The organism is Anseongella ginsenosidimutans, assembly GCF_008033235.1.
In the GTDB taxonomy this organism is placed as follows: domain Bacteria; phylum Bacteroidota; class Bacteroidia; order Sphingobacteriales; family Sphingobacteriaceae; genus Anseongella; species Anseongella ginsenosidimutans.
In genome coordinates this window covers 1,933,291-1,952,639 of sequence record NZ_CP042432.1, presented here as the reverse complement: position 1 = coordinate 1,952,639, position 19,349 = coordinate 1,933,291, and the positions used below count along the sequence as shown (strand labels likewise).

At 49.2% G+C, this 19,349-nt stretch carries 16 protein-coding genes and 4 tRNA genes; 1 reads left to right on the top strand and 19 read right to left on the bottom strand.

The features are described 5' to 3' along the window. Nucleotides 1-47: 47 nt before the first annotated feature. The 19 genes from tuf to pheT all read right to left on the bottom strand — a co-directional run bounded on the left by tuf (nucleotide 48) and on the right by pheT (nucleotide 17,641). Nucleotides 48-1,235, bottom strand: coding sequence for an elongation factor Tu (gene tuf, locus FRZ59_RS08270; RefSeq protein ID WP_132129444.1), 1,188 nt, complete (start codon nucleotides 1,233-1,235; stop codon nucleotides 48-50). A 52-nt stretch (nucleotides 1,236-1,287) separates the two neighbouring features. Next, a tRNA-Thr gene (locus tag FRZ59_RS08265) sits at nucleotides 1,288-1,363 on the bottom strand. A 64-nt stretch (nucleotides 1,364-1,427) separates the two neighbouring features. After that, nucleotides 1,428-1,500 (bottom strand) — tRNA-Gly (locus tag FRZ59_RS08260). Nucleotides 1,501-1,629: 129 nt separating this feature from the next. Next, nucleotides 1,630-1,710: transfer RNA gene (locus FRZ59_RS08255), tRNA-Tyr, on the bottom strand. Nucleotides 1,711-1,763: 53 nt separating this feature from the next. After that, a tRNA-Thr gene (locus FRZ59_RS08250) sits at nucleotides 1,764-1,836 on the bottom strand. 279 nt (nucleotides 1,837-2,115) lie between these two features. After that, a complete protein-coding gene (locus tag FRZ59_RS08245; RefSeq protein ID WP_132129443.1) occupies nucleotides 2,116-2,469 on the bottom strand; it encodes an HPF/RaiA family ribosome-associated protein in 354 nt (117 codons plus the stop codon). A 20-nt stretch (nucleotides 2,470-2,489) separates the two neighbouring features. Beyond that, nucleotides 2,490-3,374 carry a tyrosine-type recombinase/integrase gene (locus tag FRZ59_RS08240; protein WP_132129442.1) on the bottom strand — a complete coding sequence of 295 codons (885 nt, stop codon included), beginning with the start codon at nucleotides 3,372-3,374 and terminating at the stop codon, nucleotides 2,490-2,492. 64 nt (nucleotides 3,375-3,438) lie between these two features. Beyond that, nucleotides 3,439-3,630: a 30S ribosomal protein S21 gene (rpsU, locus tag FRZ59_RS08235; protein ID WP_132129483.1), complete on the bottom strand. Its 192-nt coding sequence runs from the start codon at nucleotides 3,628-3,630 to the stop codon at nucleotides 3,439-3,441. A 79-nt stretch (nucleotides 3,631-3,709) separates the two neighbouring features. Further along, nucleotides 3,710-4,528 carry a patatin-like phospholipase family protein gene (locus tag FRZ59_RS08230; protein WP_132129441.1) on the bottom strand — a complete coding sequence of 273 codons (819 nt, stop codon included), beginning with the start codon at nucleotides 4,526-4,528 and terminating at the stop codon, nucleotides 3,710-3,712. Beyond that, on the bottom strand, nucleotides 4,525-5,721 hold the full coding sequence (locus tag FRZ59_RS08225) for an acyl-CoA dehydrogenase family protein (protein WP_207910293.1): 1,197 nt from the start codon (nucleotides 5,719-5,721) through the stop codon (nucleotides 4,525-4,527). The genes FRZ59_RS08230 and FRZ59_RS08225 overlap by 4 nt, the downstream gene beginning before the upstream one ends. A gap of 83 nt (nucleotides 5,722-5,804) precedes the next feature. Beyond that, a complete protein-coding gene (locus FRZ59_RS08220) occupies nucleotides 5,805-6,335 on the bottom strand; it encodes an adenine phosphoribosyltransferase (protein WP_132129440.1) in 531 nt (176 codons plus the stop codon). Nucleotides 6,336-6,348: 13 nt separating this feature from the next. Beyond that, nucleotides 6,349-7,359, bottom strand: coding sequence for a ComEA family DNA-binding protein (locus FRZ59_RS08215; protein WP_132129439.1), 1,011 nt, complete (start codon nucleotides 7,357-7,359; stop codon nucleotides 6,349-6,351). A 332-nt stretch (nucleotides 7,360-7,691) separates the two neighbouring features. Continuing rightward, a complete protein-coding gene (locus FRZ59_RS08210; protein WP_132129438.1) occupies nucleotides 7,692-10,607 on the bottom strand; it encodes a TonB-dependent receptor in 2,916 nt (971 codons plus the stop codon). A gap of 130 nt (nucleotides 10,608-10,737) precedes the next feature. Beyond that, a complete protein-coding gene (locus tag FRZ59_RS08205; RefSeq protein WP_132129437.1) occupies nucleotides 10,738-12,216 on the bottom strand; it encodes a T9SS C-terminal target domain-containing protein in 1,479 nt (492 codons plus the stop codon). A 134-nt stretch (nucleotides 12,217-12,350) separates the two neighbouring features. Beyond that, nucleotides 12,351-12,809: an Mpo1 family 2-hydroxy fatty acid dioxygenase gene (locus FRZ59_RS08200; protein WP_132129436.1), complete on the bottom strand. Its 459-nt coding sequence runs from the start codon at nucleotides 12,807-12,809 to the stop codon at nucleotides 12,351-12,353. Between the two features lie 7 nt (nucleotides 12,810-12,816). Then, nucleotides 12,817-14,373, bottom strand: a complete 1,557-nt coding sequence (gene rny, locus FRZ59_RS08195) for a ribonuclease Y (protein WP_132129435.1) — start codon at nucleotides 14,371-14,373, stop codon at nucleotides 12,817-12,819. Nucleotides 14,374-14,587: 214 nt separating this feature from the next. Continuing rightward, nucleotides 14,588-14,890, bottom strand: a complete 303-nt coding sequence (locus FRZ59_RS08190; protein WP_132129434.1) for a cell division protein ZapA — start codon at nucleotides 14,888-14,890, stop codon at nucleotides 14,588-14,590. 26 nt (nucleotides 14,891-14,916) lie between these two features. Next, nucleotides 14,917-15,207 (bottom strand): hypothetical protein, encoded by a 291-nt coding sequence (locus FRZ59_RS08185; protein WP_132129433.1) that lies wholly within the window; start codon nucleotides 15,205-15,207, stop codon nucleotides 14,917-14,919. Between the two features lie 7 nt (nucleotides 15,208-15,214). Further along, complete coding sequence (gene pheT / locus FRZ59_RS08180; protein WP_132129432.1) at nucleotides 15,215-17,641, bottom strand: phenylalanine--tRNA ligase subunit beta; 2,427 nt, start codon at nucleotides 17,639-17,641, stop codon at nucleotides 15,215-15,217. Nucleotides 17,642-17,702: 61 nt separating this feature from the next. Between pheT and FRZ59_RS08175 the strand changes: the two genes are divergently transcribed. Beyond that, nucleotides 17,703-19,259, top strand: a complete 1,557-nt coding sequence (locus FRZ59_RS08175; protein ID WP_132129431.1) for a glycosyltransferase family 39 protein — start codon at nucleotides 17,703-17,705, stop codon at nucleotides 19,257-19,259. Nucleotides 19,260-19,349 lie beyond the last annotated feature (90 nt).

Here is a 19,349-nt window from a genome sequence, read left to right as displayed (position 1 = left end):
TTTGGCCGGGAAAAACCACAGCCAAAGCCAATTTATCTTAAACGAATTTACTTCGTGATCTCAGTTACCTGGCCTGCACCTACTGTACGTCCGCCTTCGCGAATCGCAAAGCGCAGCCCCTTTTCCATAGCTACCGGTGCGATCAGCTTCACGTTAATAGTCACGTTATCGCCGGGCATTACCATTTCCACACCTTGTTCAAGGGTGATCTCTCCGGTTACGTCCGTGGTCCTGAAATAGAACTGGGGACGATACTTGTTGAAGAAAGGAGTATGGCGTCCGCCTTCGTTTTTCGAAAGCACGTAAACCTCTGCCTTGAATTCTGTATGGGGTGTTACCGAACCGGGCTTGCAGATAACCATCCCGCGACGGATATCGGTTTTTTCAATACCGCGCAGCAACAGTCCTACGTTATCGCCTGCTTCACCGTAATCAAGGATCTTGCGGAACATTTCCACCCCTGTTACCGTTGATTTCAGGTTTTCAGCGCCCATTCCGATAATGTCTACCTGGTCGCTGGTGTTGATCTGACCTCTTTCAATACGGCCGGTTGCAACCGTACCACGACCGGTGATAGAGAATACGTCTTCAACCGGCATCAGGAAAGGAAGTTCTGTCAGCCTCGGAGGAATCGGAATAAATTCGTCAACCTGCGTCATGAGTTCAGTAACAGTCTTCACCCACTGGGCATCACCGTTCAATGCTCCAAGAGCGGAACCGCGAATGATCGGCGTATTATCACCGTCAAATTCATAGAATGACAATAATTCCCTGATTTCCATTTCCACGAGATCCAGCAGTTCGGGATCGTCCACCATATCGCATTTATTCATGAATACAACGATACGGGGAACACCCACCTGGCGTGCAAGCAGGATGTGCTCACGGGTTTGCGGCATAGGACCATCGGTAGCGGCAACTACAAGAATTGCACCGTCCATCTGCGCAGCACCTGTAACCATGTTTTTCACGTAGTCGGCATGGCCGGGGCAGTCAACGTGTGCATAGTGACGGTTGGCAGTGGTATACTCCACGTGGGAAGTATTAATGGTGATCCCGCGCTCTTTTTCTTCTGGAGCAGCGTCAATAGAATCGAATGAACGTGCTTCGGACAATCCTTCGTCTGACAGTACTTTTGTAATAGCGGCCGTCAGCGTCGTTTTTCCGTGGTCAACGTGACCGATTGTACCAATATTTACGTGTGGTTTGGAACGGTCAAATTTTTCTTTTGCCATGTTTATTGTAATTGTAGTGGGTTATTTATATAAATTCTTTGTCCCTCTATTTTGGAGCCATTGACGGGACTTGAACCCGTGACCTCTTCCTTACCAAGGAAGTGCTCTACCGGCTGAGCTACAACGGCTTTTACAGTTTAAAGTTCAAAGCTTCGCATTTTAAACCTTGAACTTTAAACCTTAAACTATCTGAGCGGGAGACGAGGCTCGAACCCGCGACCTACAGCTTGGAAGGCTGTCGCTCTACCAACTGAGCTACTCCCGCTTTTTTTGTTTCTTATGCCGGTATTCCGTTCTTTCATCCGGGCCTGCCGCTATCCTGCAGGGGCCGCCGGCTATCTAACCGTGTTGTCCTTTATACGGCTGGCAACGGCTGGAACCGGAAAAACTTCCGTGGGGAGAGCAGGATTCGAACCTACGAAGCCGAAGCAGCAGATTTACAGTCTGCCCCATTTGACCGCTCTGGAATCTCCCCTTTTTATTGTTCAAAAATCTGAGCCCTGAATCACGTTTTCCTGAATCAGGATGAGCCCCCTGCCGGGATCGAACCAGCGACCTACTGATTACAAGTCAGTTGCTCTACCAGCTGAGCTAAGGAGGCTTATTAACGGCTCTGCCCCGCTTTTGTAAAACATCGCGAGTTTATCCTCAAACAAGAAAGCCGGCATCTTTTTTAAAGAACAACCCTTTGAAAAAAGCCAAAACAAGTGCTTTTCCAAAGGGATTGCAAATGTACGAATTTTTATATTCCCGCAAAATTAAATTGAAATATTTATCGGGAGAATTAAGAAGGGTTCCGGGGCTCTTCCGCGCGGGGCTTTCACCGCAAAAAGAAAGGGGCCGCATACCGGATGGCGCGGCCCCTTTCTTTAACAAAAATTTAATATTCCTGCTCCTGGACCAAAGTACTGATCACCTCTTTGGCAGGTTCCTTTACATGATTTTTTATTCTCCTGTTATGCTTCTTCAGTTGCTTACACATTGTTTCAACCGCAAGGTCAGTTGCTTCCTCAAAACTTCGGCACTGTTCCTTCACAAATAAGGTGCTTCCGGGGAGATTGAGTTTGATCTCGGTGATTTTGTTGGCTGAATCGTCTGCTTTTTCCAAACGCAGGTACACCAGGCCATTGATTACCCGGTCGCAAAATGTGTCCAGTTTCTTTACTTTTTTTTCAATGAGGTTCAACAATTTCTTGTCGGCATTGAAATGGATCGATTGAACTGTCATTCTCATATTTCCTCCTTGTTTAAAATTTATCCTCTGGGATGAGCCTGCTTCCAGGCTTTTTTCAGTCGCTCTGTGGAATTATGGGTGTAAACTTCTGTGGCAGCCAGACTGGCATGCCCAAGCAACTCCTTTACGGCATTCAGGTCAGCTCCATGATCAAGCAGATGTGTTGCAAAGGTATGTCGAAGTACATGCGGGCTTTTTTTTCCGGGAGTTTCCGTCATTTCCAGGTATTTTCTTACTAACGTATATACAAAACGCGGGCTAAGCTTCTCTCCATTATTTTTAACGAATAAGACCTCCGGATTGTTGTCAAAATCTTCAAGCTTTTTCAGTTGCAGGTATTCCCGGATCAACTCTCCGTAGGCATTATTAAAAGGGACCAGTCTCTCCTTCCGCCGTTTTCCGAATACCCGTATCCGGCCGCTGTAAATATCCACATCTTCTTCCCTGAGCCCGATCAGTTCGGCCAGCCTGATCCCGGTCTGGTAAAACGTTTCAATGACCAGTTTATCCCGGAGGCCCGGAAAGCTCTTGTCCAGGGGCAACAGATCCTGAAGAAGGTTCATTCGGCTTTCTTCCACAAATACGGGCAAGCGCTTCTTTATTTTCGGGGCACGAATATTAACGGTTGGATTTACCGGGATATTCCCTTCTTTCAACAGGAACCGGAAATAAGTGCGGAGTACGGAAAGTTTTCGGGCGATGGTCGTATCGCTGCGCCCTTCTTCGAGGAGGCTGACCAGCCAGGATCTGATCATGTCTGGGCTGGCGTCGCTTAATTCATTTATCTCATACTGATGCCGGAGGAAGCCGGCAAAGGACTTCAGATCGATTTTATAGGCAAGAAGCGTATGCTGCGAAAAGCGTTTTTCAAACTGTAAATACCGGTAAAAGCGTTCTGTATGCATCAAAAATAAAATAGTCGTATACTCTTTGTGAATATACGACTATTTTAATATAAAGTAGTCGAACTTATACAGTTTCTGACTGCAGTTGCTGGCGGTAAACCGCACGCTTAACAGCATTCCTGCGCGCTACAGATTTCTTTTCAAAAGCCTGACGGTTACGTAACTCGCGTAAAACGCCCGTTTTTTCAAACTTTTTCTTGAAGCGCTTCAGCGCCCGGTCAATACTTTCACCGTCTTTTACATTAATAACGATCATCTCAAAATACCTCCTTTCATGAGGGAGGGCAAAAGTACGTAAAGGATCTGTCATTCACAAGGTTTTGGATCATTTAATTCTATTTCAATTTTGCCAGCAGCAGGTCCATTTGTTTCCTGGCTGATTTATATCCCAGGTCCACAATTTGCCGGGCAGCTGCAAACCGGAATATATTGTAGTTTTCCAGGCCTTCATAAGTAAGCATAACGTCGCATAACCCGGCCTTGTCTTCTATTCCCTTATAGGAAACCAGTTCAAAACTTCGCATACTAACCGAACGAAAACCGTCGAGCCGCATATTGAGCGAAGGCGATACCACGTTGCTTCCGATGATCTTGTACCCCTGGCCAAGGAGCGGCTCCACCGGCAGGTTATTCAGGACCCCGCCATCCGCATACAAATACTCCCCCATTTTCACCGGCGCGAACAGCAGGGGTACTGCGCAGGAGGCCATGATAGGTTTATGAAGTTCTCCCGAATCGAATATTTCCACCCTTCCGGTATTCAAATTAACGGTGGTAATAAAGAGTTTTCTTTGCAGGGAACCGAAGGAATTATCAGGAAGAAACACTTCCAGCTGCTGCTGCAAATGCCCGAGACTTGAAAAGGCGCCCGCCATAAAAGAAAATAAACCTTTCCGCAATATCTTGAACATGTCCGTTTTTTGAACAATCTCCAGCGTTTCATCTGCGGAGCGCCCGCTCGCGTACATGGCGCCCACAATAGCCCCTGCACTCACGCCGGAAACAACTTCCGGATAAATACCTTCCTCTTCAAGGGCTTTTAACAAACCGATATGAGCCCAGGCCCTTGCGCCCCCGCCGGAAAGGACCAGTGCGACCCGCTGCGGTTCCTTCCCCGACCTGCGAAAAAAAAGTCTCCCGATGAGCCCTTTCATATCGCTTTCCCGGTTTGCTGACCAGGGTACCCGGACAGCACTTCCCTGGCTATTACTATCTTCTGGATTTCAGACGTACCTTCACCGATGGTGCAGAGTTTGGCATCCCGGTAATATTTTTCCGCGGGATAATCCTTCGTATAACCATACCCGCCAAAGATTTGAACAGCTTCCGTGGCAACCTTTACGGCCACCTCGGAGGCGAAATATTTTGCCATAGCAGCCTGCCGCGTTACCTGTTCTCCTCTGTTCTTTATGTCGGCCGCCTGATGGACCAGCAGGGCCGCTGCTTCAATAGAAGTTGCCATATCGGCTAGTTTAAAGGAAATCGCCTGGAAGTCGGATATGGGCTTTCCGAATTGATGCCTTTCTTTGGAATATTTTAGCGCAGCTTCAAAGGCTCCCCGTGCAATACCCAGGGAAAGAGCGGCGATGGAAATGCGTCCTCCGTCCAGCACCTTCATGGCCTGCCGGAATCCGTCCCCTTCTTTTCCAAGAAGGTTCTCCGCCGGCACAAGGCAATTATCCAGGATCAGCTCTGCAGTTTCAGAGGCCCTCATGCCCAGCTTATTCTCCTTTTTTCCATGACCGAAACCCGGGGTTCCCTTTTCGATCACAAAGGCACTGATCCCGTTTGACTTCCCCCTCTCTCCCGTCCTTGCCATCACAACTGCCAGATCTCCCGATTTTCCATGCGTGATCCAGTTTTTCGTACCGTTGATCAGGTACTGGTCTCCCTGCCGGACGGCAGTCGTACTCATATTCAGGGCATCGGAGCCCGTGCCCGCTTCCGTAAGGGCCCAGGCGCCTATCCATTCCCCGGTTGCAAGGCGGGGGAGCCATTTATTTTTTTGCGCCTCGTCTCCGAACAACAGGATATGCCCGCTGCAAAGGGAATTATGTGCCGCCAATGAAAGACCGATCCCCCCGCATACCCTGGCAACCCCGCTGATGACCGACACATATTCATGGTAACCCAAACCGCTTCCGCCGTATGATTGCGGGATCAGCACGCCCATCAGGCCCATGCCGCCCATTTCCTTAAAAAGATCAACCGGAAAGAATTGCTGCTCATCCCATTCCATCATATGGGGGCGGATGTGTTTTTCAGCAAAGTCATTTACCATCTGTTGTACCATCCGCTGGTCTTCCGTCATTTCAAAATCCGGAATATTCGTGAAAACTTCATCCATTTTATTTTTTGATTGGTTTATTGATCATTCTGAACGCCAGCCAGCGCTGCGGCCTGTTGCTCCGCATGGCTATCCCGGCCCAGTTATTCATAGACAGTCAAACTATAGATGTTTTCTGAATAAGGAGCCAGCCGTGCCCTTCCATTTAAAAAGCCGAGTTCAAGGAGAAAACAATAACCGGCCACTTGTCCGCCGGCCCGGCCGATCATCTCACTGACAGCCGTAATGGTTCCGCCGGTGGCCAGCAGATCATCGTGTACCAGCACCCGCTGTCCCGGCAAAACAGCATCTTCATGCATCTCAACCGTCGACCGTCCATATTCCAGGTCATAGGCCTGTTTTAAGGTGCGGTAAGGAAGCTTTCCCTCTTTTCGGACAGGCACAAAGGGTATTCTTAAACGCTGGGCCAGCAGCATTCCAAAAAGGAAGCCCCTGCTTTCTACTCCGCAAAGGACGTCCGCACGGAGTTCGCTCACTTTTTCTGCGAATGCAGCAGTAATTGACTCACAGAGGACGGCATCCTTCAGAATGGGCGTAATGTCTTTAAAGATAATACCCGGCTTAGGAAAGCCGGGGACGTCACGTATGGCTGACTTTATTTTTTCCCCGAGCATGGCTGAAGAAATTTTATTCCAAACTCAAATATGGCATAACTTTTTGAATTGTCTGTTCTTCCAGGGCCCGAATATTATAAAGAGCTGTTATTTCCGCAAACGGGCCATGCTGTTCCCGGTAATTCAGCACCACATTGATCTCCGCAGCCGACCAGTAAGGAAGGCGTCTCAATTCCTGGTAGCCGGCTTCGTTAAGGTTTATCTTTCTCAGGCCTGAACTATCCGCCCGCAGGCAATTTTTAAAACTGTGGAAGCTGGCTGTGTCCATGCCATATACCTCCAGCAGCTGCTCCGGCGAATGAAACCCTCCCAGCCGTTCCCGGTACCGGACAATCCTTGCCGAAAGCACCGGGCCAATCCCGGGCAAAGGGAGCAGAGCGGTGGAATCGGCGCTGTTGATCTCCAGTTCCGTGCAGCGGGGCCGGCCAGCGCGCGCTGTTTTATCCGGCGGAACACCACCACTAAACCTGCCTTCTCTTATTCGTATATATGGCAGAAGCTTCAGATAAACCGCCTGTTTAAGTCCATAAATCTTTTTAAGGTCTTCCCTGGCACGAAACTCCCCTCCGGCCTCCCGGTATTTTAAAAGTATATCTGCTATCCGGGGCCTTAGCCCCAGTTGCAGTAAGTCCGCTCTTTTTGCGGTATTTGGATCAAAAGGGAATAACCGGGCCTTATCAGGGGATACCTGGTTTGGTAAAGAGACAGAATTCTTTGCGGTTAAGCCCGCCCCCGGGAACGCCGTTTCGTTCCGGGCCCGGCTTTCTTCCGGCAGCCGCGCAGCAGCCTTTTCCGAACGATCAAAAGATCGCTCAGGCCCGCTGATGCGGTCTGATAAAGAATCAGGCACCTGAAGCAATGCAACCTGTCGTTGGAACGCAGAAAAGTCAACCTCAGGCCGGGGAACCAGCCAGTCCGTTAGCAACCTTGCAGCCAGCAGCAGGGCCAACAGGCTGAACAATACCAGCATGCCGTTCAGCTCCTTTCTGGAAAAAGTAAATAATATTCGCAAATACCGCCTCATGGTAGATGAAGTACAGGTGCCTGGTAAATATAAAAAATCCCGGTGGTTAAATTTCCATATATTCCCTGTAGTTTTAGGATTGTACTTGAAATATTTCCATAACGGCCGGAAACAGGAAACATTCTTTATGCATTACAAGGACTTTTTTCTCAACAAAAATGACAAAATCGAACTTGTCGAGAAGATTAATTCGACAAGAAACGACATTAATCAAACTATCTATGTTGTAGGGGTAGTTCAGTTTCTGGCGATCGTCGGATCTGTACTCGCCATTCTTAGCTTTAACTAAAGCGCCGCGCGCTGGTGCTACGGCGCTTTAGGATTGATTAAGATTATCTGATTTCATATCCCAGCGAAAGCTGGAATGTGCGGCCCGGATTGAAGACGTCATTCGTATAATAGATACCGTTATGTTCCTGGTAGCGGACTACGCTGTAATCCAGGATATTGTTGATCGTCAGGGCCACCGAAAAGCTATTGGCAAAGCTTTTCCTAAGCCGGTAATTCAATTCCGGAAGGGGGAAATTGCTGGTGATCCGGTTATTAGCTTTATCATTGATCCTTCCATACATCTCGTAAGTGTCCGGCGCCGCTCCCCGTCCGTTAGCAAATAACCGGGGGCCGAACATATTGGCAAAAACCGTACTTTGCCAGCCTTTTTCGGGGTTATCATAAGAAAGTATCAGATTTGCTATGTATGGCGACTGCGCTGCAAAAGGCCGCCAGTCCTTAATATCAGGATCAACATTCTTACGAATCTCGTATTCTTCAGGACGCATGTCCACTCTTGAATAGATATAGGAAAAATTGGCTCCGATATTGAATTTTTCCAACGCCAGGCTAATGAAATCAAGCTTTTGCCTTAATTCCACCTCTACCCCCATCAGCTTTGCCGTCCCTGTATTCACGTACTGGTACACAGGGCTGCTTGAGGTGGCCGAAAGCTCCTTGATGATAGGGTTCTCAAAATTCTTATAGAACAGGCTAAGTGCGAAAAGCTCAGAAGGCCGCGGGAATAGTTCATACCGGAAGTCCAGGTTGGTAATATTGGTACGTTTTAATCCGGGATTCCCCACTTCCGCAAATGCTCCCGATAACTCAAAGGAGCTAAAAGGAGCCAGTTCCCGCATATTCGGCCGGGCAAGGGTCCTGGTTCCGCTTAAACGCAAATTACTTCTATCGTTCAATGCATAGATAAAATTCAGGGAAGGCAGCACGTCCACCGTATTGATTGTACCCTTTTCCCCGGCGCCTGATTTAATGCCCACTGCAATATCAGTAAATTCAACCCGGGCTCCGAGTACCGTTTTCAGCTTATCCGTAATATCAAAGGTACTCATGAGGTAGGCAGCGGCCACTTGTTCATGGCCTTCGTAAAAGCTGGAAGGCGGTGTCTGGTACTGGTAGGCATTCCCGAATTCCACCTCTCCATCTCTTACACCCAGAACACCGGTGTTGCCGGCGGCGAAGAATCGTTCATAATCGCCATTCGCCTCGCTAAAGCTAACATACTGTGAAGCGTCCGGTGTTCGTGAAGTACTCAGCTGGTAACGGCGTTCTTCAAAATCGCGTTCTTTCCGGCTGAAAAAGGCCCCGTATTTAAGGTCGATTTTTTCAAGCCCGCTGCTCAGGTCAATTTTTCCACTATATTGTTCATCCCGCAGATCCCGGAAAAAATGGAAAGGCAAAGACATCTCCGCAACAAAATTATAAGTTCCTCCCGGGAATACGGGAGCGGCGATCAGGCGTTTATCGGGCTCGTATTGCCTTGAGACAATATAATTCCCTGACCATTCCACTTTTGTGCCTCCTAAAAACCCGGCTACATGGTCCCCCTGCAACTGGGCATTCAATAAACTCCGGCGGGTGAAACTGATGGCCCTGTTACGCAGATCCGAGCCGGAAAGCAGCTGCGGCATGCTGCCGTCATCAAAATTAAGTACCGATTGATCGGCGCTGTTATTATATAGGATGCTGGCCTTTACCCGGTTATTATTGTTTAGCTGATATCCCAGGGAAAAAATTCCTCCCAGGTTAGATCCTGTAACGCTCTCAGTTCCATTACTTAAAAGATACGGGACCATCCTGTTGTCAAAATCCATCCTGGCGGTATAATTATTCACCACCCTGTTATCATACTGGGCATGATCCTGTTTATAGTTAATCCCTAAATTATAACCCAGAGACCTTCCGTCCTTCAGCCTTAACCGGTTACCCACGGAAAAATTGATTCCCTTATTGAGTCCCGGGGAATGTCTGTTAACGGAGAATCCGCGGCCAGCCAGGGCTTGCATGGTGGAGTTAAAACGATTGATCAGCTGCTGATCTTCCGGGTTGCTCCTGATGTCATTGATGGCCCCGCCCAGGCTGGTGAGCATTTCATTATTCAGCAAAATATCCGGTATTTTACGGGAACCGTCGTCATAACCCAACCAGTCATACTTGCCTTCCACAGGATCCCTGAGGAAATTGTCATTGAATGTAGTCTGATCGTTAAAGCTGGCTGAGAGTCCAATATTCAGGTAAAATGCATCAGGAAGCGATTTTGTGGAAATGTCCACCGCCCCGCCCGTAAAATTCCCAGGAAGGTCCGGCGTAAAGGTTTTTTTCACCACTATATTGTCCAGCATGGTGCTTGGGATCAGGTCCATACTGGTGCTGTTCCGGTAGGGAGTGGTGCTTGGCAATACCACGCCGTTCATCGTGGCAATACTGTAGCGGTCCGCGAGTCCGCGCATCACGATAAATTTTCCATCTTCAATGGCTGCGCCCGTGATCCTTTTCATTGACTCGGCCGAATTGCTGAAACCGATCTTGTTAATCTCCTGGGCAGATATTCCATCCTGGATAGAAAGCGAATTCTTCTGTAGCCGCAGCATGGAAACCTCGCTGTTATCCACGGAACTGGCGGTAACGATCACCTGCTGCAATTCCAGGCTTTCCTGGGTGAGCGGAATATCAACCCTGGTGACCTCTCCCGTCTTAATGACAATTTCCTTTATGACCTTAGTCTGATAAGCGATAAAAGAAGCTTCCAGTGTATAGGTGCCCGGGGCCAGTTGAATATTATACTTACCATCCAGGTCTGTTGCAAGGCCAGCATTTGCCTCCGGTATTGTTATGTTAACGCCAATCAGCGTCTCACCCGAAGCTCCGTCCACCACCACACCCGTAAGTGTGCCCTGCTGGGCATATGCAGTGGTAGTAAAACCTGCGAACGCTAACAAGAACAAAATCCATTTATTCATGATAATTTAATTTGCAGGCAAAGCTAGGCGTCCCGATTTACCGCTTCTTTAATAAATGATTAACTTATTATTAAGTAAGAAGGGGAGACTTAACAAAGCCTCCCCTTCCTGAATTATTGCAAAAAGTTCACTATTTCAATATCCCGAATTTGGCGGGAGACGACCAGCCGGCAATCCACAGTTCCCCGGCGGGATCAAACGCCCCCTTGTAAGCAGCCGGGCTAACTCCCGGTTCGGAAGGAACAAATACATTGCCCTTCGCTTCCGCTGCTGCAGGGCGTGGATCCAGGCCCTTACTGTCAAAGTCCCGGCTAATGCCGCCCAGCTGAGGATCGGCCCATACATTTGCGTTATTCTTCAGGTACGCCGTCAATTGGGCCCCGTCATCGGCGCGGCCTTCTTCTGTCGGCAGTACCAGGTCATCCATGGAACCGGATTGCAGGGTAAACCAAAGATTGTTGCCAATGGCATTTTCGCCCTCGTTAACAAGCCGGTCAAAAGCATCGCCTTCTTTGGCCAGGTCTTCCACCTGGATACCTTTCCTGTTAAAGTCGGCAATAATACTGTTATAGACCGAAAGGGCTCCGCCTTCGCGCATTAATATGGCAGCGTTTCCGGCTTCTACTTCCCCTGCTGCCCCTTTACCGATAAAGGTGGCATTATAAATTCTTGCAGTCGTATAAAGCGGCGCATCATCCGGATCCGCGCCGTCCCACTCTCCTCCGTGATCCGCGGCGTCAGCACGCTGCAGGGCGAATAAAAATTGTCCGTAGCCTTTCCAGCCAAGGTCGAAATCATAACTGTCATCTTCAGCAAAGACGACGCTGATATTTTTAATGTTAACGGTACCGCCAAAGATCTCGATACCGTCGTCACTGGAAACAAAAATGTCGATGTTCTCAATGGTGGTCCCGCTTCCGACGCCGCCCAGCGTTAGTCCCTGTATCTCTTCGCCGGGTGATGTTTCAGAACCGGTAAAGCGGATGGATACGTACTCAAGGTTTCCGGAACTATGCGCGGCGTCATTTCCCCCGTAAGTAACGCCTGAGGTATTATTAAACCCGTTAGGTAAACCTTCAATAGTTGTTTCGGAGGCTCCGGCCTTATGAATGGGTGCTTTGCCCAATACAATAAGGCCTGACCATAAGCCGGAACTGGTGGGTGTAAGGTTAACTGTTCCGTCTAGTGCTTCCTGGTCTTCAACCGAAGTAAAAATGATCGGGGCATCTTCTGTGCCTACGGCATTGATCTTGGCTTCCCGCGTAACAATGAGTGTACTGGAGGTGATCCCGGGATTGACATTCTCCGCCCATGCAGAAGGTGATTCAAAGGCCATGATCACGGTACCGGGCTCAATGGTAAGCGTTCCGCTGTTCACAAATACAAAACCGTCCAGGAAATATACGGAGTCGCTGGACAAGGTACGATCGGCCGTAACAGGCTCATAAAGAATAACGGCCTTATCGCCGGCTATTGCGGCGGCATCCTCCGCAAAGGGATGCGCTTCACCGGAAGGCGGAGGAGTAAAGCCATCGTCGTCGTCATTACAGGCAGGTAATGCGAGTACTAATGCTCCGAGTACCAGCATTGAAAGGTAATTTTTTAACATAGCCATCATAAAACTTTTTTAGTTTTTGCTTTTGCTGCAAAGGTGGCTATCGAATGTTAGGCAAAGACGTCCGAAATATTAAGTAATCATTAAATAAGCAGGAGGAGAAATAGGCAGTCAGGGATAGCTGCCGCTTATTCGTATGAAAGGCCCAGCTTTTTAAACACAAAGTGCAGGAGCCAGAGCGGCCCTATCAGCAGGAACTTCAGGTCTTCGAGGAAAGAAGGCTTTTTACCTTCTATTTTATGGCCAACAAACTGGAATATCCACGCCGCTACAAAAATAATAGCGAAGATCAGCGCCGGCTGTTCGGCGGTGAGTTCGATCCGGACGATAAAATAAGACATTGCACCCACTACCAGCAGCATTGCTACCGCCATCGGTTTGGACAGGGTCCAGTAATAATAAATGGAAAAGGCAATTACGAAGCTGGCCCAATTCAGAAACGTGGAAACAGGTGGAAACGGGATCATCCAGATCAGCCCCAGCAGGCTGAACATGATCAAGGGAACGGCCACCCAGTGAATCGTCTTATTCACCGGGTGGCGATGATGCTCGCCGTAACGTTCCAGGTATGTGTCGAGTTTGGACAATTGTTAATTACTTGGCGTAAGATACCGCCCTTGTTTCCCGGATCACGGTTACCTTGACCTGGCCCGGATAGATCATTTCGTTTTGAATACGATTGGAAATATCAAAAGCCAGCATTTCGGCCTGCTGGTCGGAAATCCGCTCGCTCTCAACTACTACGCGCAATTCCCGGCCCGCCTGAATGGCAAAGCTTTTTTCAACGCCTGCATAGGAGAGTGCCAGGTCTTCCATTTCCTTCAAACGCTTAATGTAGCTTTCCACCACTTCCCGGCGAGCCCCCGGACGGGCGCCTGAGATAGCATCGCATACCTGGACCACTGGCGAAATCATATTGGTCATTTCAACCTCGTCATGATGCGCTCCTATCGCATTGCAGACTTCGGGATGTTCTTTGTATTTTTCTGCCAGCTGCATTCCAAGAATAGCGTGAGGCAGGTCGGGATTATCCTCGGGCACCTTTCCAATATCATGCAGGAGGCCTGCCCGCTTGGCTCGTTTTACATTGAGCCCCAGTTCGGCAGCCATGCTTGCGCAAAGGTTAGCCACTTCACGGGAGTGCTGCAGCAGGTTCTGTCCGTAGGAAGAACGGTACCGCATGCGGCCCACCATGCGGATAAGCTCCGGATGCAGCCCGTGAATGCCCAGTTCTATTACCGTCCGCTCACCGATTTCAACGATCTCTTCTTCAAGCTGCTTTTTGGTTTTAGCCACCACTTCCTCGATCCTTGCCGGGTGAATACGGCCGTCGGTGATCAGGCGGTGCAGGGAAAGGCGGGCAATCTCGCGCCGTACCGGATCAAAACCGGAAAGAATAATCGCTTCGGGGGTATCGTCCACGATGATCTCTACGCCGGTGGCAGCTTCCAGGGCACGGATATTACGGCCTTCACGCCCGATCACCCGGCCCTTAATTTCATCGTTCTCAATATTAAATACGGAAACGGTATTTTCAATAGCCGATTCGGTTGCCGTCCGCTGGATGGTCTGGATCACGATCTTCTTAGCTTCCTTGGACGCGGTGAGCCTGGCCTCTTCCACGATATCTTTGATAGAAGCCATTGCCTTTGTTTTGGCCTCATCCTTTAAGGCTTCCACTAACTGGCTTTTGGCCTCCTCCACCGAAAGGCCGGATATTTTCTCCAGCTGCAGTACATGCTGGTTCTTTACTTCCTCAATTTCGGTCTTTTTCTTTTCCAAAACTTCCATCTGGCGATTGAGGCCCTGCTTCAGCGTTTCCAGTTCCTGCTCTTTTCTGCTGCTATTTTCCAGCTTTTGATTCAGAGACTGTTCCTTTTGTTTCAGGGCGTTCTCCCGCTGTGCAATACCCTGGTTCCTTGAAGCCAGCTCCTTTTCATGTTCCCCCTTTAGCTGGAGAAACTTTTCCTTCGCTTCCAGCAGCTTGTTCTTTTTAAGGATTTCGGCCTGCGCATCTGCTTCTTTCAGGGCTTGCTTGGCTTTGTTCTTAGCCTGCATCTCCTGTTTCCGGAACATCCGCCTTAACAACAGGCGGTCAAGTAAAATACCGGCAAGAAAGCCGGCAAGAATATATAAAAGTAGTTGATCCATAATTATTGAATAAAAAAAACCGCAATTAAACTCCTATAGCATCATGTATTGGAAAACCTTTTACAAAAGATTAAGGTCTGCGGCTGCTTCTGCGAATCCGTTGCCGGTTCCCCATAGACAGCCTGCCATGGCCTTTTGTATATTTAAGCCTTAGGTTTTTAATAGTGACACTACAGAACTTAACTGCGGTTAAATTCTTTATTCATTAGCTATGTTAAAGAACATTTTTGTCAGAGAGATATGCATCCAGCCGGTCATGGAGAACGGTTAGCTGTTCGGATAAGCCGTTGTCCTCTATGATCTTTTTATCATCGTATTTTAACGCAGTAGTTGCATAATGCAGCAGGCTCATTGACAACAGGTCCTGCTTATCGCGCACATCATACGCTTGCTGCAACGATCGCATATGTTCATTAATGTTTTTGGCCGCTTTCCGTATTTGTTCCTCCTCCTGCATTTCCACTTTCAACGGATACACACGGTCAGCAATATTTATTTTTATGGAAATCTCTCCCATTAAGCTAATTTATCACTTAAAAACCTTTATCTATTTAACAGGTTAATACACTTATCTATTTCCCGCACAAATTCGTTAATTTTTTGCTTAATATCAATAGTCTTCTCAGAATTCACTGATACTGACCGCGCTAACTTCAAGACCCTGATCTTCTCTTCCTGCTCCTTCAGTTCCGTTTGCTGCTTTTTCAAGGTAAGCTGCATCGCCTCGTTCTGCTCTCTTAAATTTGTTCTTTCCGCTTCCAGTGCGTCACAATAAGCGATCAGCTTTCCAATCTTCTTTTCAAGCGAGGCAAGTTTCGGAACAATTTCAGCCATAAGAGGTTCATTTTCTAATTTCTACGCCTTCCTTCTCAAAAGCCCTGATCAAACGCTGCATTACCTGGTCTATTTGCTTTTCCGTCAGCGTTTGCTCATCGTCCCTTAAAACAAAGCTCAAAGCGTAGGACTTTGTTCCCGGCGGAAGCTGCCCTTTTTGCCCCTCGCCGGAAATATATTTATCAAATATACTAACTTCCTTCAAAATCCTGTTCTCCGTCTTCCGCGCTATCTGCTCCAGGTATCCAAAGCTGGCCTCATTGGTGATCAGCAGGGAAAGATCACGTCTAACTGCGGGAAAGCGAGGCACTTCCCTGTAAGTTACTTTATGTTCCCGCCTTAAACGAAGCAACTGGTCCCATTCAAACTCCGCATAAAATACGGGCGCTTCAATTTCAAATGCCGCGTTTATTCCGGCCGGCACGCTTCCCGAACGCAAAAGGCGTTCGCCCCCGGAGCTGTATTCAAACGCTTCTTCCAGGAAATCATTTTCCAGGGGTTTGAATTCCCCGGGCTGAATGCCCAGTTTTTGCAGTACGGCTTCCACAAACCCCTTCAGGTAAAAGATGTCCGCCTTGCTTTTATCGCTGTTCCAGGTTTCCGGGAACTTCCGCCCGGTAACATACAGAGAAAGCTTTCTTTTTTCTTCATAGCCGGCTCCCATTTTCCGGTACACTTTCCCGAATTCATAAAATTTCAGATCGGTATTCTTACGGTTAAGGTTATAGGCTACGGACTGAAGTCCGGAAAAAAGGAGTGTCTGGCGCATCTGGTCCAGCTCGCTGCTGAGCGGGTTAAGGATCTTTACTGCTTCCTCTTCTTCAAGCGCCGGTATAAGCCTGGTATGGGAAGAGCTTCCAAGGGAATTGCACATGATCTCAAAGAAGCCTTTGCCGCTAAGCAGATCAGCAATGCTGTGCCGCAGGGACGCTTCGTCCGGTTTCTGCGAATAGGAAAGGGAGGCATTAACTTTCGCTGGCATTTCCACGTTATCATACCCGTAAATGCGGAGGATCTCCTCAATCACGTCAATTTCACGGGTTACGTCCACTTTCGCGGTAGGGATGGCCAGGGTAAGGGTGTTTGCGTCTTCTTTCAGGATCGCGATCTCCAGGTGTTCCAGGATAGCGAGGATCTCCTGCCGGGGGATTTCCTTCCCGATCAGGCGCCGGGCATTTTCAAAAGAAAAGTGGACCTCCGCTTTCTTCACCTCTCTGGGGTACAGATCGATCAATTCTGAAGGTATTTCACCGCCGGCAATTTCACAGATCAGCATCGCTGCCCGCTTTAATGCGAATAACGTGGCATTCGGGTCCGTTCCTCTTTCAAAACGGAAGGAGGCGTCGGTCTTCAATCCATGCCTTTTCGCCGTACGCCTCACGCTCACGGGATTAAAACAGGCCGACTCCAGGAAAATACCGGTGGTGTCTTCCCTGATCCCGGAGTCCGCTCCTCCGAAAACGCCGGCAATACACATACCGCCGTCAGCATCGCATATCATAAGGTCTTCCGCGGAAAGCTTGCGCTCCACTCCGTCGAGGGTAAGGAATGTACTTCCTTCAGGCAATGTCTTTACGACAACTGCACCGCCCCGGATAGCTTCCAGGTCGAAAGCATGCAACGGTTGTCCTGTTTCATGAAGCACATAATTGGTAATATCCACGACATTATTGATGCATTTCACACCAATCGCCTTTAGCCGGTCCTGCAGCCAGCGCGGGGATTCTCCAAGCGTAATGTTCTGAATAACTAATCCGCTGTACCGGATACAAGCTTCCTCATCGGCCACCCGGACCTTTACCGGCTGCAGGCCCGTCCCTTCCCGGAAATCTTCGAGGGAGGGATAAGTAATTTTCTTTTTCAGTACTGCGGCCACGTCGCGGGCTGTGCCTATATGAGAAGCTGCATCCGCCCTGTTGGGCGTTAACCCTATTTCCATTACCCAGTCATCCCGGAGCTTGAAATATTCTTTCAAAGGCGTGCCGGGTACGGCGTCCGCGGGCAGCACCATGATGCCGTCATGTGAACGTCCAAGCCCGATCTCGTCTTCGGCGCAGATCATCCCTGACGACGCTTCGCCTCTTATTTTAGCTTTCCTGATCTCAAAAGGTTGGCCCGAAAGCGGATACACCGTGGTTCCTTCGACAGCGACTACTACTTTCTGCCCTTCCGCCACGTTCGCGGCTCCACAGACAATCCGCAGCGGCGCTTCTGCGCCAACATCAACCAGCGTGAGGTTTAAACGGTCAGCATTGGGATGCGGTGATTTGGAGATCACTTCTCCCACTACCAGGCCTTCCAATCCGCCCGGGATGGACTGAACCTTTTCAAGGGATTCTACCTCCAGCCCCGTTCCGGTAAGCAGGGCCGACAACTCGGCAGGCGACTTACCGGTTTGGATATATTCATTCAGCCAGTTATAAGAAATTTTCATAAATGCCGGATCAAAATATTTTTCGAGGGCAAAGGTAAAATTTTATTACATTAACCTTTGTATGAACGGCAGGAAACAAGCGCTCCCGGTTGACAAGGCCCTGGTATTACTCCGGATACTTGCTTTTGTAAAATTCCTGCTTCCTTTCCTGATCGTGCATCCGGCTTATGAGTTACACCGGGATGAATTCTTATACCTGGCAGAAGCCCGGCACCTGGATTGGGGATACCTGGAAGCGCCTCCTTTGCTTTCCCTGCTGGCCTGGGTAAGCTTGTTATCCGGCGATCATGAATTTTGGGTACGGCTATGGCCAGCCATTTTCGGGGCCCTTACTTTCCTGCTTGCCGGTAAAATAGTGCTGCGCCTGGGAGGAAAAGGCCCGGCCCTATTCCTGCTTTTCCTGGCTTTTATCTTTACCGCTTTTCTTCGGCTGCATTTCCTGTTCCAGCCGAACTTTCTGGATGTTTTTTTCTGGACGCTGGCAGCGTACTGGGTATTCCGTTATATCGACCGGCAGGAAAATAAGTTTATCTATCTGCTGGGCTTTACGGCCGGCCTGGGCTTTCTGAGCAAATATTCCGTTGCCATCTTTCTCCTGGCGCTGGCTGTTGCACTAGCATTATCTCCGCAGCGAAAGTTATTTGCCGGAAAGCATCTTTACCTGGCCGCATTGACCGGCTTGCTGATTTTTCTTCCCAATCTGATCTGGCAATATCTGCATAATTTTCCCGTCCTCCATCATATGGAAGAATTGCACGAAACTCAGCTAAGGCATGTCAGTCCGCTGTCCTTCTTATCGGAGCAATTGCTGATGACGCTTCCGGTTTTCTTCATCTGGCTCACGGGCCTCTGCTATACTTTTTTCCACACCGAAGGCAAAAAGTATATCGTCTTTGGCTGGACCTTTCTCCTGGTAATGATCCTGCTGATCCTGTTCCAGGGAAAAGGCTATTATGCACTTGGAATCTACCCGGTTCTACTGGCCCTGGGGGCCTTCCGGCTGGAGCAAATGTCGCAGTCAAGGCGCTGGATCCGGTACGCCGGCATAAGCTTTATATTGTTAGCCGGAATGCCCCTGATTCCGGTACTCTTACCCATATGGGCACCTCCCCGGCTGGCGCAGTACTATCAAGACACCGGGCTTGGGCAAACCGGTATCCTGCAATGGGAAGATCTCCGCGACCATGCCCTTCCCCAGGATTTCGCCGATATGCTGGGCCGGAAAGAGCTGCTCCAAAAAACAGTAGCCGCTTTGAGGGAAATACCTGCCCCGGAGCAAAAAAACACCATTATTCTCTGCGATAATTACGGCCAGGCCGGGGCCCTGAACTATTATGGCTACCGATCCGGCCTGCCGCAGGCAATCAGCGTCAGCGCATCCTTCCTGCTCTGGGTGCCGGACTACAGGAACATCGCACATATTATCCGGATCGGCGATGGCGGGCCGGAAGATGCCGGCCTTCAGGGCCTTTTTGCAGAAGTGACCGTTACCGATTCAATAACAGCTCCAATGGCCCGTGAGTTCGGAACGAAGATCAGGTGGTTCCGGAGTGCGGATTCCTCCGTGACTCCCCTGCTGAATGAAGCGGTCAAAAAAATGCAGCAGCGTTTCCGGTAAAACCAGGAAGGAGTACCGCCACAGCAGGCTTTAACACCGCGGTATGGGCTAGGTGTCGCGGAAGGCATGTTCCTGCCCGCGGAAAGTTCC